This window comes from Paenibacillus sp. FSL R7-0204, from assembly GCF_038002225.1.
Lineage (GTDB): Bacteria > Bacillota > Bacilli > Paenibacillales > Paenibacillaceae > Paenibacillus_AQ.
This window is the reverse complement of the sequence record NZ_JBBOCA010000001.1, coordinates 6,578,544-6,594,641: the sequence shown is the minus strand read 5'-3', so window position 1 is coordinate 6,594,641 and position 16,098 is coordinate 6,578,544. Positions and strand designations below refer to the sequence as shown.

Here is a 16,098-nt window from a genome sequence, read left to right as displayed (position 1 = left end):
ATTCAGCAGATGCGGCCTAAACGAGCGAATGAGGAGCATTAGTGCACCTGAATTCCCCGGATACGCGCTAAATAAACAAAGGAGGGGCATCAACGCCCCTCCTTATTCCGTCTGCTCTATCCCATCACAGCCGATAAAGCCGATGCTCTGTGAGCCAGCTGATCAGCTCTTCCATGCATTGCTCCGGTGTACGCTCCGCTGTGTGCAGCGTCAGCTCCGGGTCAGCCGGAGCTTCATAAGGATCGGAGATCCCGGTGAAGGCCGGGATCTCACCGGAGCGGGCTTTGGCGTACAGCCCTTTGACATCCCGCGCTTCACAGACGGGAAGCGGGCAGTCCACATAGACCTCGACGAAGCCCGGCAATTCCTGCCGGGCATAGCTGCGCATCTCGGCATAAGGGCTGATCACCGAGACTATGGTAATCACGCCATGCCGGTTCAGCATCCCGGAGAGGTAGACCGCTCTGCGGATGTTCTCGAACCGGTCCTCACGGCTGAAGCCGAGTCCCTGCCCCAGGCTGCGCCGCAGCTCATCGCCGTCCAGCCATTCCACCGCCTGCCCCTGCTCCCGGAGCCGGTCTGTGAGCAGAGCGGCAAGTGTAGACTTGCCCGCTCCCGACAGACCGGTAAGCCATATCGTTAACCCGGCAGAGGTCTTGTGTGCTTGTAGCTTACCAGTAGTCATTACTCTGTCCTCCCTGCGCCGTAAGGAATCCGCTCCAGCAGGCCGGAGCCGTAGATCTGCTCCAGGCCCAGCTCGGGCATATGAATATAGCCGATGTAACAATCGCAGACCTTCATGCGGCAGCTCCGCCGGGCAGCGAGCCCCTCCAGTCCGTCACGGTAGAGGTTGCCGATGACCGCGCGGTCCTTGTAGCAGCGCTTTACCAGGCCGGGGCCTTGCACGTAGAATACGCTGCTGCCGGCATTACAGCTGGCGCCGAGGCTGTCGTAGTCCATGGCATTAATTTGGAAATGCGGGTCTATCCCGCTCAGGAAGCTTATATCCTCTGCCGTATAATAATCCCGCTTGTCCTTGTAGGCGTTCACCCACAGATAGACTTCCTCCGGCAAGGCCGCACGCAGCGAGGCGATCGCCGGGAAGGCACTATGCACCCCCACACTGCCGACGCTAAAAGGAATCCCCCGGCGGTATACGCTCATACACTGCGCCAGGAACCGTTCCTCACTGACCTGACCCGGATGATAGGTCGCCCAGAAGGCTGCCTTGGACGGATTCAGTTCAGCGGTGAAATCAAGCCGGGCGGACAGATTGGTCTGGATGGCAACCTTGTCCACATGCTCCATATGGGACAGCGTGATCAGCGCATCCCGGTACCAGCGGTGCGTCAAGCCCTCGCCATACGGATTGAAAAAAATAGACAGGCGGTGGCCTGCAGCCCCCTGCTCCGCCACCCAGCGGACGAAGGTCTCAAGACCTGCGCGGTCTTTGGCGAGGGTGGCGGCGCTGTCTTTGGTTTTGCCGAAGGGGCAGTATGGGCAGTCATAATTACAGGAGGAGAGGGAACCCCGGTAGTAGAGGACTGCCTTCATGGCAGGATGAACTCCTTCATCTGCTCGCGGATCTCACCGGAGATGAACCAGTCACCGATGGAATCGGAGTAGCCCAGCCCATCTGGAGTCAGCCGCAGAATACCCTCATCATCCGTGGCGAACCCGCTCTGTACCAAGAGGCCAAGCTCGGGGTGATCCTCCCATAGGGTAGTCCCGAACCGCTGGTTATAGTCCGCAATTGTCAGTCCTTCGCTGTGCAGGATTGCTTTTAGAATGAACCGCCGTTTCTGCTCGTCCAGGCTCAGCACGATGCCATAATCGGCTGTATCATAACGCTCGGCTGCAACATAATCCGCGATAATGCTCTCCGTGGCCTTGCGGCTGACGCCGTAGCGGGAGGCATAATGAACATTCCGGGTATAGGAACGCGCGCCGCAGCCGAGGCCGACCATGCCTTCCTCCTGGCAGCTGTAGTCAAGAATAACCTTGCCAGTTCCGGCATCCTCTTTGGCGAATCTGCGCATGGAATATTGGCGGTAGCCACGCTCTGCCAGTACTGCACGTGCTGCTTCATAGCATTCATGACGGATATCCAGCTGATTCACCAGGTCGCCCGGCTTCACAATGGTATGCTCACGGGTGTAGAGCGGATAGAGGAAGATTTCCTCCGGTTCATGCAATAGCGCCTGGTTCAGCGAATAGAGCCAGGAATCTACCGTTTGCCCCGGGAGTCCGTAGATCAGATCCAGATTGAGAATGGGGAAATCAAACTGCCCCAGCAGCTCCAGCGCATGGTACACCACCTCCGGGTCCTGCGGGCGGTAGATCGCAGCCGACTCGGCGGCCACGAAGCTCTGGATGCCCATGCTGACGCGGTCCACGGTATGCTCCTTCAGAATCGTCAGCTTCTCCTCCGTCAGCGTCTCGGGCGAGGTTTCCACAGAGATAGAGGTGGTTCTAAGATCAACCCCCATGATATCCTTTGCAATCCTGAACAGCCGGTTCAGCTGCGCGGGAGCAAGAAGACTGGGCGTCCCGCCGCCGATGGCGAAGCGCGCGTAAGGCTTGTGACGGGTGAAGGCTGCCCACTGCCGGGCCTGCCGTTCCAGCGCATCCACGTATTCGGCGTGCACATTCGCTCTTTTATCAGGCAGCGTGAACAGGTTGCAGAAGCCGCAGCGCGCGCCGCAGAACGGAATATGCATATATAAGAAAAAACTCTCCGCAGGCTCATCCCGCCACAGCTCCTCTAAAGGAAGGGGGGAGGCGAACTCGCGGTAAGCGGTTTTGTGCGGATAAGAATAGAGATAATTGCGGTAAGGATGGGCTGTGATCTGCTCCGTCCATTGCTGAAGCTCCCCAGCGGAGAAGGGAGGGTGTCCGTCTTGGTTCAGGTGATGCAGAGATTGCCGGATGGACGTCATACGTTCTCCTTCCTTGTGCGGGATCGAAATTTCAGTTCCATACTTATAAAATAAATTCCCGGTACGGAACATTCCATACCGTGTCATGCGCCAGCCGGTGGCCCTGATAGCCGTCCTCGCCGTAAGCCGTGCCGTGATCGGAAAAAGCCAGACAGAATACCGGATTGCCCCGCTTCCTGAACGCATCGAACAGACGCGCCAGCGCTCCGTCGGCATAACGGAGCGCTGCACGCTGGCTGTCCACGGAATCCTTGCGCGCACCCGGCAGGAACATATGGTTCGGGCCATGGATCGCCGAGACATTCATGAACAGGAACAGCCGCTGGTCCAGCGGGGTGTTGCCGAGCAGCTTGAGCGCGTGATTCACCTGATGCTCCGTCGAGCGCGGGTTCGTGACCCCGAAGGTCATCCGCCAGTAGCTCTGCTGGAAATAACCGGGGAGGACGCGGGCGAGGGGCACTTTTTTGCTGAAAAAGATTACGCCCCCGATACACATCGTCTGATAACCCGCCGCTGCCAGCCCCGACACCATGTCCGGTGTATCGAACAGCCAGGTATGGGGATGGGTCTTCATTCCGGTATTCCTGGAGTGGAACAGCCGTACATGCTCAGCCTTATTCGTGTTAGCCGGAGTGGGCAGGAAGCCGCCGAAGAAGGCGTGATGGGCCGCATACGTGAAGCTGCCGGGGGTATGCCGCTTCTCCCAGGAGCCGCTGCCGCACAGATTGGGGCAATTCGCCTCCTCCAGCACAGCCGCATCGTAGCGCAGAGTATCAAGCGTAATCATCAATATATCGTGGGTGCCGACGACGGCATTCATATCGGTCATGGGGCCGGATTCCTCCTAAGACAGCTGCTTCATTTCCCATTCGTAGGTGCTGCAGCCCTGGTATTCAACATCGTACAACAAGTCGCCAAAAGGATTCACATCCGCCGTGTACGTCTGCCCGGTGCTTCCAACCAGCACATCGATGCCCGCGATGGAAGAGTTCGGAAAAGCGGCCAGCGAAGCCTCCGCTGTCCGGCGTACTTCCGCCTGCTGCGCCTCGCTCAGCCCGGCCTCCGCCGGAGTCATCCGCCGGCTGCGCAGATGCAGATTCGTAATCGGGGTGGTGCTGACCCTGGCGACAGCGTGGCAGGCTTCTCCGGCGACAACCAGCTGGCGGATGTCGAAGGAATGCCCATCCCTGCCGGGCTTCGGAATCCACTGCTCGGCATAGGCGCCGTGGCGGTAGAGCCAGTTAATAATGCCGGCAAGGCGGGCAGAATCTGTATAACGCTGCAGCTTGCCGGAATTATAATACACCGGGGGCCGGGTAATATAGCTCTCGACCCCGATGGTGGTAACCGCCGACTCAGCTCCCGTGACCGGGTTCAGCTGATAAGCAATCACGCCGGACGCAGCGGAGCCGCTGGCCAGCTTGATGAACACACGGTGCATCCGCTGCGACAGCATCAGCTCGCGCAGGGAGGCGTAGTCCACGGGGACTTGTCCGCCGCTGCCGCGAAGCGGCCGGGGAACAGACACGCCGGACTCAGCCAGAATCTGCTGGGTCCGGCGCTTGTCCGTCATGGCTGCGATCTCCGCCGGGTCATTGGTCCAGCGGGAGGCGGGCAGGAGCTGCCCGGCCTCCTGCCGGAGCCGTGCCAGCAGGCGGCAGTAGCCGCGGAACCACTGGGACGGGTGATGCAGCACGCCGGGCATGTCCTTCAGGGCGGAGGCCGCTTTGAAGCTTAGCGGCCGCAGGTCCGGCTGCTGCCCGAACGGGTGCAGCGAGTCGTCCGCGTCCGGCGCATCGGGTGCGCCCAGCGCGATAAGCGCCCGCTCCAGCGCGAAGCTGCCGCCGGGGGACTCCAGCCGCAGCAGCGGCGGGCACGCTGCGGACCCTGGCACAGCGGGTACGCTGCCGCTGCCGCCTGGCTGTGCCGCTGCGGAGTGCCCGCTGAAGCCGCCGCCAGCGGACTCTTGCGTGGAGTGCCCGCTGAAGCCGCCGCCAGCGGACTCTTGCTCGGAGTGTCCGCTGCTGCGAACGCGCAGGGATTCCCACTGTTCCAGCAGCGGTTGCCCCGGACCTCGGTCCCGAATCTGCTGCTGCACAGCCTGCTCCAGCAGATCAGCCAGCGGCTGGTTCTCCAGCAGCCCGGCGTAGGGAATCAGCAGCGCCGGGGGCATCCCGAGACGCGAACGCGCCTGCTGAATGCCGGCCGAGCGCCGGTCGCCGGGCTGGCAAAAGACAATCAGCGGTGCTGCGGGCTGCATTATTCTGTGATCGACGGATAACGCCAGTCATCATCGTCATCGGCTTGCTGCTGGTCGCTGACATCAACCGGCAATCCGCTGTTCTTCAGACGCAGCATCATCTCGTCAGACATGAAGTGATGGCTCAGGTTGAGCAGCTTCAGTCCCTTGACCCGCTCGCTGGCGAGCAGCGCTTCTGCGCCGGTGTCGCTAAGCGTTCCTAGTGACATATCCAGGGTATGGAGCTGGTCCAGAATCGGCGCATCCGCCAGGGCTGCGGCAATTTCGTCCTGGATCTCACTGTTTTTGAGTCCAAGATAGGTTAGCTTAGGGAATTTCCCGGGCTCGATCAGCGGCAGAAGGTCCTCCAGCCCGCCGTCGAAGCCATAATTGTCCACCCCAAGATAGAGTTCGAGCTTCTGCAGGTTAGGCAGAGTAGAAGCGGCGATATCCGCCAGCACAACCTTGCCGAGTCCGCCGGTAATAATAATGAGTTCTTCCAGCTTGTCATGCTGCAGCTGGCTCAGACGCAGATCGGTACCGCCTTGTACAGTCAGGGATTGCAGCTCAGGATAAGCGGGCAGCAACGGCGAGAGATCGGTCTGGTTAATCCACGAGATTTCACATTCCTCATAGCTCATGTCCCCGATGAACAGCTTGCGCAGCGCCGGGAAGCTTGCATTATGCTTCACCAGAGCCTCAACCACATGCTCCGAACTCTGCTCGTAAGCTTGTCCCCAGTCGCCAATCGTCAGGCTGGTCAGGGTAGCCGCTTCTGGGCTGCTGCTTAAGCGTTCAATCTCCGTCTCTATCCGTTTGCCTTCCTCAAATGCATCGTAATCAATACTGAGCTTCACTGCTGTCATGAACAATCCCTCCCGGAAAATAGTAGCTTCCAAATCACCCTAACATGTAGGGAGAGGGAGAGTCAAATAGCAGAGGAGCAGGTGCACCTATTTCCCCGTTAACGCCCGTAACCACGGGGTTGTACGGGTCGAATGTAATCGAAAAACCGATCACATACGGAATGGCGTTGGCGTGTGGTCCGAATGTAATCGAAAAACCGATCACATTTGGAGTGGCGTTGGCGTGTGGTCCGAATGTAATCGAAAAACCGATCACATTTGGCACGGCGTTGGCGTGAGGTCCGAATGTAGTCGAAAAACCGACCACATTGGGCGCGGCGGGGATTGCCGCGAAGGATGCGCCCAGAGCGCAAAAAAGCACTATCCGCCCGTCAAGGGGAATAGTGCTCTGCATGATTTACACCCAGCCGAACAGCCGGGCCGCCGAAGCCACCGCGAAGGTTACGCCGATAGCGATAGCGAGCGGGATTACAGCGGAGAGCACCGCCCACTTCAGGCTTTTGGTCTCCTTGTAGATGTTCACGAGTGTGGTGCCGCAAGGATAGTGGAGCAGGGAGAACAGCATCATATTCAGCGCCGTCAGCCAGGTCCAGCCGTGGCTCAGAAAGATGTCCTTAATGCTGCCGAGACCTTCGATATCCACCATGGCCCCGGAGGACATGTAGCCCATCAGCAGGATAGGCAGCACAATCTCGTTAGCGGGCAGGCCGAGGATGAAGGCCATAATAATGAAGCCGTCCATGCCGAGCAGCTGCGCGAACGGATCGAACCAGGCCGCCATATGATTCAGCACGCTCTCGCCGCCGACAAATACATTGCCGAGAATCCAGGTGATGATCCCTGCCGGAGCGGCCACGACGATGGCGCGGGTCAGCACATTGAGGGACTTTTCCTTGGAAGAGCGGACAATGGTCTTCCAGATCTGCGGGCGGCGGTAAGGCGGCAGCTCCAGAGTGTAGTGAGTAGGCACACCGCGCAGCGCGGTTTTGGACATGATCCACGATACGCTCAAGGTGACAACAATTCCGACCAGCACGATCCCCATCAGCACCAGCGCAGTCGAGAAGGTACGCAGTGCCCCGGTGGTTGCCGCCCCGACCATGAACATGGAGGAGAGCAGTATAAGCGTAGGCCAGCGGCCGTTGCACGGGACGAAGTTGTTGGTCAGAATGGCCAGCATGCGTTCGCGGGGCGATTCAATAATGCGGGTGGACAGAATAGCAGCAGCGTTGCAGCCGAAGCCCATCGACATCGTCAAGGCCTGCTTGCCATGACCACCGGATTTCTTGAACAAGCGGTCCATATTAAAAGCCACCCGGGGCAGATAGCCGAAGTTCTCCAGCAGCGCGAACACCGGGAAGAAAATCATCATAGGCGGCAGCATGACGCTGATGACCCATGAGGTGCCGCGGTACAGTCCCAGCACAAGGACGCCGTGCAGCCAGGCGGGAGCATGAACAGCCTCGAAGCCGGCGGTCAGATAGCCTTCGATCCAGCTGAAGAGGGAGGCAATCCAGCCGGAAGGATAGTTGGCTCCGGCAATGGTAATCCAGAATACCAGACCAAGACCGGCGAGCATAATAGGGAAGCCCCAGATCTTCGAAGTGACGATATTATCCAGCTTGTAGGTGCTGCCCAGCTTCTTCTTATCGTGATAAGTTACGGCATCGCTGCAGATTCCAGCCGATACGCCGTAGATTCCGCTGACAATCTCGTCGCGGACCGCCCCTTTATCTGCCAGCTTCTTCGCGGTTGCCAGCAGGGAATCAAGCGGGTCTTGGCCGTTAATGGCATGCGGTGACTCCATGGCGGGCCACCTCCTTCGCTACAGATATACCCTTGCGTCCCATATGGGCTTTGAGGGAAGTCAGCAGGCTGTGGTCACCGTCCAGCAGACGCAGGGCAATCCAGCGTGCCGGATATCTGGCACCGACCGTCTGCTCCACCATCGGGATCAGCTCGGCAATGCCTTGCTCAATCTCCTCGCCATAGGTGATCTTCAGCGGCTCTGCCTTGAATTCACCGGTAGCTACGCGTGCGATCTGATCCAGCAGCGCTTCGATGCCGATCCCGTTGCGGGCCGAAATGGCCGTGACAGGCACACCGAGGCGCTCCGCAATCCGCTTCAGATTAATATCAATGCCCAGCCGTTTGGCTTCATCGATCAGATTGATGCAGACCACGGCGCGTCCCGTAATCTCCAGCACCTGCAGGGCCAGATTGAGGTTGCGCTCCAGCGACGTGGCATCCAGAACCACCAGCGTTACATCCGGTTCCTCGAAAATAATATAATCCCGGGCCGCCTCTTCATCGGCGGAATTGGAGTAGAGCGAATAGGTGCCGGGAAGGTCAACGGCCCGGTAAGTATGCTCCTTGTGGGTGAACCGCCCTTCAGCGGTAACTACGGTTTTGCCGGCCCAGTTGCCGGTGTGCTGGCGCATCCCGGTCAACAGGTTGAACAGCGTGCTCTTGCCTGTATTGGGGTTGCCGGCAAAAGCTACAGTATACTCGCTCATCCTTCTCCGCCTCCAATCAGTTCGCCATAAATGAGGGAACTCTCTTCCCGCCGCAGGGCAATGGTAGTATTGCTGATCCGGTAAGCCGTAGGGTCTCCGAGCGGGCTGCGCCGCAGCACTTCTACGCGGTTCCCGGCGACAAATCCGAGATCAAGCAATCTTCTCCGCAGCACACCCTGGACCTCGATGCCGCTGATCCGCAGCGTGCTGCCGTTCGTAGCTTCAGACAATGGAATTACGGCTCCGGCCATAAGCTCTCCCACTTTCGTATGAATATTGAATGAATATTTATAGTTATCCTTAAGTATGAAATATGCACTTGTATAGTATATTGTGCAGGGAACAAAATATTGCATCCTGCCACAAGATTAGTATACGTAAATAAATTTGTCCTTGCAACAATAATGTTTCCCTAGGGAAAGATAAGTGCAGCAAGATTTATCAAAAGTGTTTCCGGTGCCTGCTATATACTTTGAGCTGTGGAGGGGGTGAGAGTAATGCAGCAGCATCTGGAAGAGGATTTGGATTTGGAGAAGGTGGCAGCAGTTTCAGGCAAGTAAGTATCTATCGAGGGAACCGGACAGGTGTGGCTGGGGAAATGTGAATTCGAGGAAGTAGGCAAGGATGTACCCGTAACGGATGGCTCTACAGGTGCGGATAACCTTCCGTCCGGGCCGCAGAATTTGAAGTTCGACCAGTTGCAGCAGCCTGAGCAATCTGCTTCAAGCTGAACGCTGTAACCGGCCCCGCACCCAGATCGACAGGGCCAGCAGCAGCGGAATGGCGACCTGGAAGAGCGGGTCAAGCTTCAGGCTCGGCCCCAGGCCGATGGCAATATGTTGGGTGTAATCCCGTTCGAGGAATGAGGAACCGTAGATGACGGCCCCCACAGGGAAGACCCACCATTTGGCCGTTTTGCCGGTCAGCTCTGCAAGAGCTTTTACAGAACAGAAGTAGAAGAGCATCATCTTGATCAGCAGCCCCAGGAAGAGCTGGATGGTGACGAGAATATCAAGCCGTTCGACGAATTTGAGGTTGGACAGCACCCGGACGGTTTTGAGAAAAGGCAGCTGGCTGACTCCCGCGATCGCCGGGCCGAGGACGGCCACATTCAGCGCATTCATAAAGATCAGGAACACGCTGATGAGCAGATAGGCGTTCACTGTGTATTTTACAGGCATACCGGGCTTCTCCCATAACGTCCACAGCATCAGAAAAACAATCATCTGCCCAAAGGGAAACGAGACGATCTCCGGCAGCGCCGCTTGCAGCACCGGCATCACCCCGCCCTCCATCACCGGCGCCAGACGGCTGAAATCGATCGCTCCCATGATGCCCAGCATCAGAACAAGCAGAAAATAGAAGAACAGCATGACCGGCAGCAGCACCTCAGGCAGCCTGAAGACGACCTCCGCCCCCTTCCAGATGGCATATAAGGCCAGCAGCACAAACACCAGCATCGTAATGGCCATCGGGGTTCTCGGCAGCATGGTCATCGCCGTCAGCTCGCCGAGATCACGGACATTGCGCATGGACTGATAAGCGAAGTACAGGCTGTACACCGCGCCGATGAACGCCCCGGGGGCTGTGCCGAAATGAGCTTTGAGCATTCCAATCAGGTCCGCGCCCGGAGACCGGTGCTGAATCCACATCAGCACAAGGAGAAGGGCGAAGCCCGCCGCTGAACCTGCACACATCGCCAGCCAGGAATCCTGCTTGGCGGTGCCCCCCAGCAGGAACAGCGGCGTGCTGCCAATTTCAAACAGCATAATCATGAACACAATCTGCAGGGAAGAGACCTGTTCTTTGACCTGTTTGTTGTTCATCATAAGGTTCTCAGCCTCCTAACCAATAGATAATGGCTCTGCCGACAGGCTGAAAGAGCACCGTATACAGGAGGCCCAGCGACAGATGAGGGGTATCGGTAATGCCGCATATATTAAGATAAGCCCCGTACCCCATAATGCCGCCAAGTAAGAGCCGCCGCCGGCGGTGCCCTTCTCCGCGCAGCATTCTCCATCCCCACCCGTAGGCCAGCGCATAGAGTAGAAGAGTAATAGCTATTTTCATAGATATGCTCCTTTACTTCTGCTGGACAGACTTGAACGACTTGTTGCTGAGTCCGGTCCGTTCCATCTCAATGGAGACCTGCGGGCGGAGCTCAATCTCCTGAAAGACGTTGTCCCAGCTTTTCTCCTGCTCAATCTGCTTCCAGCGCTTCGGATCGCTCCGGTGTATCCTCACAGCAAAACCGGTGACGTCTGCCTTCAGCCGTTTGACTTCTGTCCAGGCGTTATTCATTAGCTCCAGCACCCGCTGCTCCAACGATTCCTCCATTTCACTGATCGCCTTGCGGTCATTCAGATCCATGACACTTCCAAGCTCTGTCAGCACACCGCTGCCCTTAATGTTAACCTCCATCACATAATGATCCTTGACCCAGACAGGGCGGACGGTGGTGGCCGAATTTTGCAGGACGAAGGAGGCATCCAGCTTGCCGCTTGCCCCCGGCCGGGAGGGGAAGGCGATGGTGGCAGAATCAACATTATCGGTTAGAAAAGAAAGCCCGAACGCCTGCTTCTGGCTGAGCCAGCCCGCGAACGTATCTCCTTTAATGACGCCCAGCCTTCCCAGCGCCAGCCGCGAGGGCAGGTCGGTAACTGCGGTCTCACTGGTCTCATCCATCGTCTGGGAGCCGGTCAGCAGAATCTCCGGCAACACCGCGCTTTTGGACTCGGAGGACAGCGCCATCGCCAGCTCATACAGGCGGATTCCCGGATAGTAGGACAAGAGCCTTGATTCCTGTTCAATCATAAGCTGGATGCCGGCGCCCTGATTCTTGGTCATCTGCATCAGCTGATCCAGAATCATTCCGGCATCACCCTGGGAGATGAAGACAAAGACCGTCTCCCGGGCATCCTGCTTGCGCAGGAACATATCAATCAGCTGATTGATTCCGTGTCTGGCCAGGCTCTCGCCGATGACGGTAATTCTGGAGTGGGAGAAGAACATCTCCCGCGTACTGGTCAGATTCGTCCGTTCAATAGCCTCCATAATTGTCCGGCCCTTGACGGTGAACGTGAGGAAGGGCGGCGAGCTGGTGCTGCCCCCTCCGCTGCCGCCCATACCGCTGGCCCCTGAGGAGGGGTTGATGACCTGATAGGTTGCCTTCCATTGATTGTTCTCCCAGTCATAGGCAGATCCGGAGGTAATGCCCAGTTCGTTAAGCTCCCGGTCATCCCAGCAGCCGGAGAGCAGGAGGGAGAGAAGCGGGAGGATGAGCAGAAGGCGCAGCAGATTGCCCGGTTTGTTCATCATGTCTCCAGCCCCTTCCGTTTAGAGCGGGCCTTGTGTATCCTGTTCAGCAAGACTGCGCCCAGCGGCACCAGAACGTTGAACAGGAAGAAGACCACGAACCGCCCTTCCTGGTTATAGACATTCAGCTTGGCGGAACTTTGCCAGGAGAACAGGCACTCCAGAGCAACGATCAGACCCAGAGCTCCAATGAAGGGCCGGCTGCTGCTGACCCGGAACGTCTGCTTGAAGCACTCCACCGTTGCGAACAGGAAGATTGCAAATTTAAGATAAATCGACAGTACCCAATAAGAGATGAAGAGAATATCGAGCTTCTCTATGAACCGGCCGACCCGGAGGATGCTGATGGTAGCGAAGCCGGGGTAGCTGCTGAGCTTAATGAATTCAGGGCCGAAGACCATCAGGGCTGTGATTAGGGAGAGCATCATCAGTGCGGCCACGAACAGCAGGCCTGTCCAGCCTATAATCTTGGCCCGCTTCGGATATTGCAGGTAAGGAGCCAGGAACAGCAGCACCGCCACTTCAGACATCCATGCAGTCGGTGTCAGGCTCGCCAGGGTGATCTCAGCCAGATTATGATCGAACATGGGCAGCAGATGATGCACATTCAAATCATTGTACAACCCGAACAGATACAGCGGTACGAAGAACAGATAGAGCAGAATAACCAGGCTGTTCACTCTGGCGATTGCTTCAAGGCCCTGCCTGACCATATAGATAGTGATGAAGAGAATGAGTATGACCAGCACCGTGATCGGGGTGTTGATCAGAACGTTGTCTTTCAGGAAATTGACGAATTCCCGCAGGATGGTTGCAGTGGTGTCCAGGTAGAACTGGAGCATCAGCAGACCTAGAATCACTGCGGCCACAGGGGAGCTGTTCTCCCCCACCCACTCCAGAAAAGGAGCGCCGTTGCTGCTCTGAATCACCGCCCCGACGATCCACGCAATGAGCAGTCCTGCCACAGTAGACATGATAATCGCCAGCGGAGCGTCCTGCTCTGCATAGGTGCTAATAATGATAGGCAACACGACAGTGGCCGTCGGCAGGATGGTATTGACGACAAGCATGGCGGCTTGGGTGGTGCCGATTTTTCCATTCATGCTGGACCCTCTCCCTGCGGCCTAGGCTGTGACGGCGATGGATTAGCTTCATTTTCAACGGGCTGTGGCTTCTGGTTAGGGACTTGTCTGCGGGTCTCCTTGCCCAGATTGGTCTTGGGACGCATATTCATACTCCACAGCGGAACACGGATGAAGATGTCCTTCAGATAACGCGGGATCATCGGCGCCACCGGAGACAGATAAGGCACACCGAAGGAGCGCAGGCCCGCCATATGAATCAGCAGCACCATCAGGAAGGACATAATGCCGAACAGGCCGAGCGAGGCGGCGATGAACATCATCACGAAGCGGATCAGCCGGATGGAGTTGGCGATGGCGAGTGACGGAATCACGAAGTTCGAGATGGCGGTAAAAGAAACCACAATCACCATCGCTGCCGAGACCAGCCCGGCCTGAACGGCAGCCTGCCCCAGTACCAGTGCACCTACGATAGAGATAGCCGGTCCGATGGTCCGCGGCATACGTACCCCCGCTTCACGCAGAACGTCGAAGGTCAGCTCCATCAGCAGCGCCTCTGCGAAGGCGGGGAGCGGCACGCCTTCCCGCTGGGCAGCCAGACTGATCAGCAGCGTGGTCGGCAGCATCTCCTGGTGAAAGGTAGTAACAGCAATATAAAGTGCAGGCAGCAGCATGGAGACGAAGAATGCACCATAGCGGATCAGCCGCAGGAAAGAGGAAATATCATACCGCTGGTAGTAATCCTCGCTGGATTGAAAAAAGTTGAAGAAAGTGGACGGGGCCAGCAGCGCAAAGGGAGTGCCGTCAATGATAATCCCGACCTGGCCTTCCAGAATGCCCCCGGCCATAGCGTCGGGGCGTTCGGTGTTCTGGATGGTAGGAAAGGGCGTCAGGCCGCCGTCCTGTATGAATTCTTCAATATAATTGCTCTCCAGAATGGCATCGGTATTGATGGCGTTCAGCCGGCGGCGGATTTCGGTCAGCACCTGTTCACTGGCGAGGCCCTTCAGATAGACGAGGGCAATTCCTGTACCGGTACGCTGGCCGATGTTATATTCCTCAATCCGCAGATCGGCGGTTTTCAGGCGGCGGCGCAGCATGGCGGTCCCGGTGCGCAGGCTCTCGGTGAAGCCTTCCTTCGGCCCGCGGATAACCCCCTGGGAGGTTGGCTCATTAATGCTTCTCTTCTCCCAGCCGGAGGTGTCGGCGGCCAATGCGACCTCAAGCCCCTCGAACAGTATCAAGGTATAGCCGTCAAAAAGCAGGGGCAGCAGCACCTCCAGAGTCCGGGCCTCCTTAACTCCTCCAATTGGCAGAATGTGCTCCTTTATCAGCTTAAAGGCAGCTTCTGTGGTAATCTGATCTCCGTTCAGCGTACTGTTCTCCATCAAGGACTGGAGGACCGCCTGGTTGACGGTATCGGCGTTGACCAGACCGTCAATATAGATGAAGGCAAGGGATAGCGGAGGCTCAGCTTCGCTCTTATAATGGCGGGTGACAATATCCGAGCTGCTGCCGATCCGGTGGCTCAATTCGTGCAGATTATCCTCAAGGGAGAGCTTCAGCAGAAGTGGCGCAGGCACGGAGGTTTCTACAGGATCTTGGGTAGTCTTACGGCTCTTCGGCTCTTGAGGCATCTCGGGGGCTCCCTTCTGCTGAAATCTGGATGTGTTGGTGTATTATCCCCCATAGGCGTATTCCTTATTCTGCCTGATTGCAGATTGAACTGAGTGCGTAGAGGAGCAGCTGGAATCAAAAAAAGAAACCGCCCCTCAGGAATGGCAGCTTCGCAGCATTCCATAAAGGCAGTTTCATCAACCTACTTAAAATATGAACTCTAAGCTTGGTACATTATTTAGTCTGGACGACCAGCGCGTTGCTGATCAGGCGTCCCGGAGTCGTCAGGTACTTGCCGTTGTAATATAGGCCGCTGGAGGCACCGCCATCAAGGTTCATCGCCTGGTAGGCTCCGGCCTGCTTCATAATTTCCGCCAGCTGGGGAATCGTTGCCCCGCCGGAGGTCAATAGAATCAGCTTATGATCGCGGGTGATGCCCAGCGCGCTGCGGGAGCCTCCGCCGGTCAGGATTTTGGGGTCCCGGAAGCCTTCCCCCGCCACATTCAGCGCGACCTTCCCGTTAACCAGCAGCCGTGGTCCTGCCTGGAGTGCGCCGAAAACGGAACCGGAATCGAAGCGTGCCTTGAATTCACTGCCGGGAATGAGCTCAGCAAGCATATTGCGGTCGTAAGCGAAGACAGCCCGTTTGTCTCCGGAGCTGTTCTTCAGCATCTTGCCGCCGCTGATGATGTAGCCGTATGGAGCCTTGAAGGCATCATTAGTATACGCGGCGAAGAACGTGCCGTTGATCGCGGCGATGGCATTGCTGCGCTTGGCGATGCTGGCAAGAGCTTCAGTCTTGCCGACGGTATTCCCGGCGAGAACGGCATCCAGCCTCACCGAAGGATGCAGCAGGGAGACCGTGACCGTCTGGACACTGAAGGAGCGGCTACCGACCTTGTAGGTATGATGTCCGCTGATTACAGCAGGCGAGCCGCTCTTGATCAGGCTGCCGTTCTGTACAGGCAGGGTGGCTGTCTCCGCAGTCCCTGTATCCGCTCCGCTTGTCAGCGTAATCGATCCGGCCTCCTTATTCCACTGGAGCTGTATGCCAAGTGTCTGGCTTACAAGAGACAAGGGGACGTAGGTGGTCCCATTCTCACTGAAAGGCCGCTCACTTACGGTAACGGGCTTGCCGTTGACGGAAGCCCCGGGCTTGCCTGGAGTGAAGGTAATGGAATTCTCACCGCGTGACATCTGGATCTGGCCGCCGGAAGCGGTGAGCACAGACTGGATACCGGCGAAGCCGTTCAGGAAGCGGAGGGGGATGAAGGAGTGATTCTCCTTGTCCACATACACGGCAAGCTTGGGCTGCGGTGCCGCAGCGGCACCGGATTGCATGGCTGGAAGAAGGACAGCCAGCAGACAGAAGGCGGTAAAGAGGGTGAGCAGTTTTTTCATGATACACAAAATCTCCTTTGAATTGTAGCAGGTTAATCTGCAGGTTAGGATGATTCTGGAACAGACCCCAGAATGAAGCACTTGAGCTACCATCATATAATCGTCTCCCGTAACCGTCAATGG

The 16,098-nt window shown here is 57.4% G+C and carries 16 protein-coding genes; 1 reads left to right on the top strand and 15 read right to left on the bottom strand.

Going from position 1 to position 16,098, the window contains the following annotated elements; all coding sequences use genetic code 11:
- Nucleotides 1-124 precede the first annotated feature (124 nt).
- From cysC to MKX42_RS28580, 9 genes are all read right to left on the bottom strand, one after another.
- The gene (cysC, locus tag MKX42_RS28620) at nt 125-685 is read right to left on the bottom strand and encodes an adenylyl-sulfate kinase (protein ID WP_340756460.1); all 561 of its coding nucleotides are present in this window, start codon (nt 683-685) and stop codon (nt 125-127) included.
- Entirely contained in the window at nt 685-1,554 is an 870-nt protein-coding gene (locus tag MKX42_RS28615) for an STM4011 family radical SAM protein (RefSeq protein ID WP_340756458.1), read from the bottom strand. Before MKX42_RS28615 ends, cysC begins: the two co-directional genes overlap by 1 nt.
- Nucleotides 1,551-2,939 (bottom strand): STM4012 family radical SAM protein, encoded by a 1,389-nt coding sequence (locus MKX42_RS28610; protein ID WP_340756456.1) that lies wholly within the window; start codon nt 2,937-2,939, stop codon nt 1,551-1,553. Before MKX42_RS28610 ends, MKX42_RS28615 begins: the two co-directional genes overlap by 4 nt.
- Nucleotides 2,940-2,982: 43 nt before the next feature.
- Nucleotides 2,983-3,768 (bottom strand): STM4013/SEN3800 family hydrolase, encoded by a 786-nt coding sequence (locus tag MKX42_RS28605; protein WP_340756454.1) that lies wholly within the window; start codon nt 3,766-3,768, stop codon nt 2,983-2,985.
- Nucleotides 3,769-3,783: 15 nt separating this feature from the next.
- Nucleotides 3,784-5,199 (bottom strand): STM4014 family protein, encoded by a 1,416-nt coding sequence (locus MKX42_RS28600; protein WP_340756452.1) that lies wholly within the window; start codon nt 5,197-5,199, stop codon nt 3,784-3,786.
- Nucleotides 5,199-6,044 carry an STM4015 family protein gene (locus MKX42_RS28595; protein ID WP_340756450.1) on the bottom strand — a complete coding sequence of 282 codons (846 nt, stop codon included), beginning with the start codon at nt 6,042-6,044 and terminating at the stop codon, nt 5,199-5,201. The genes MKX42_RS28600 and MKX42_RS28595 overlap by 1 nt, the downstream gene beginning before the upstream one ends.
- A 397-nt stretch (nt 6,045-6,441) precedes the next feature.
- Nucleotides 6,442-7,851, bottom strand: coding sequence for a nucleoside recognition domain-containing protein (locus MKX42_RS28590; RefSeq protein WP_340756448.1), 1,410 nt, complete (start codon nt 7,849-7,851; stop codon nt 6,442-6,444).
- Nucleotides 7,829-8,560 carry a FeoB small GTPase domain-containing protein gene (locus MKX42_RS28585; protein WP_340756446.1) on the bottom strand — a complete coding sequence of 244 codons (732 nt, stop codon included), beginning with the start codon at nt 8,558-8,560 and terminating at the stop codon, nt 7,829-7,831. The genes MKX42_RS28590 and MKX42_RS28585 overlap by 23 nt, the downstream gene beginning before the upstream one ends.
- Nucleotides 8,557-8,811 (bottom strand): FeoA family protein, encoded by a 255-nt coding sequence (locus tag MKX42_RS28580; protein WP_036723378.1) that lies wholly within the window; start codon nt 8,809-8,811, stop codon nt 8,557-8,559. Before MKX42_RS28580 ends, MKX42_RS28585 begins: the two co-directional genes overlap by 4 nt.
- Before the next feature lie 333 nt (nt 8,812-9,144).
- Between MKX42_RS28580 and MKX42_RS28575 the strand changes: the two genes are divergently transcribed.
- Complete coding sequence (locus MKX42_RS28575; protein ID WP_340756444.1) at nt 9,145-9,291, top strand: hypothetical protein; 147 nt, start codon at nt 9,145-9,147, stop codon at nt 9,289-9,291.
- On the opposite strand, the gene MKX42_RS28570 is transcribed toward MKX42_RS28575, so the two are convergent.
- From MKX42_RS28570 to MKX42_RS28545, 6 genes are all read right to left on the bottom strand, one after another.
- Entirely contained in the window at nt 9,283-10,389 is a 1,107-nt protein-coding gene (locus MKX42_RS28570) for a GerAB/ArcD/ProY family transporter (protein WP_340756442.1), read from the bottom strand. The two genes, MKX42_RS28575 and MKX42_RS28570, sit on opposite strands and share 9 nt — an antisense overlap.
- Before the next feature lie 7 nt (nt 10,390-10,396).
- A complete protein-coding gene (locus tag MKX42_RS28565; RefSeq protein WP_340756441.1) occupies nt 10,397-10,630 on the bottom strand; it encodes a hypothetical protein in 234 nt (77 codons plus the stop codon).
- A gap of 12 nt (nt 10,631-10,642) precedes the next feature.
- On the bottom strand, nt 10,643-11,878 hold the full coding sequence (locus tag MKX42_RS28560; protein ID WP_340756439.1) for a Ger(x)C family spore germination protein: 1,236 nt from the start codon (nt 11,876-11,878) through the stop codon (nt 10,643-10,645).
- Nucleotides 11,875-12,978 (bottom strand): GerAB/ArcD/ProY family transporter, encoded by a 1,104-nt coding sequence (locus tag MKX42_RS28555; RefSeq protein WP_340756437.1) that lies wholly within the window; start codon nt 12,976-12,978, stop codon nt 11,875-11,877. Before MKX42_RS28555 ends, MKX42_RS28560 begins: the two co-directional genes overlap by 4 nt.
- Entirely contained in the window at nt 12,975-14,594 is a 1,620-nt protein-coding gene (locus tag MKX42_RS28550; RefSeq protein WP_340756435.1) for a spore germination protein, read from the bottom strand. The genes MKX42_RS28555 and MKX42_RS28550 overlap by 4 nt, the downstream gene beginning before the upstream one ends.
- A gap of 214 nt (nt 14,595-14,808) precedes the next feature.
- Nucleotides 14,809-15,975: a phosphodiester glycosidase family protein gene (locus MKX42_RS28545; protein ID WP_445669348.1), complete on the bottom strand. Its 1,167-nt coding sequence runs from the start codon at nt 15,973-15,975 to the stop codon at nt 14,809-14,811.
- Nucleotides 15,976-16,098 lie beyond the last annotated feature (123 nt).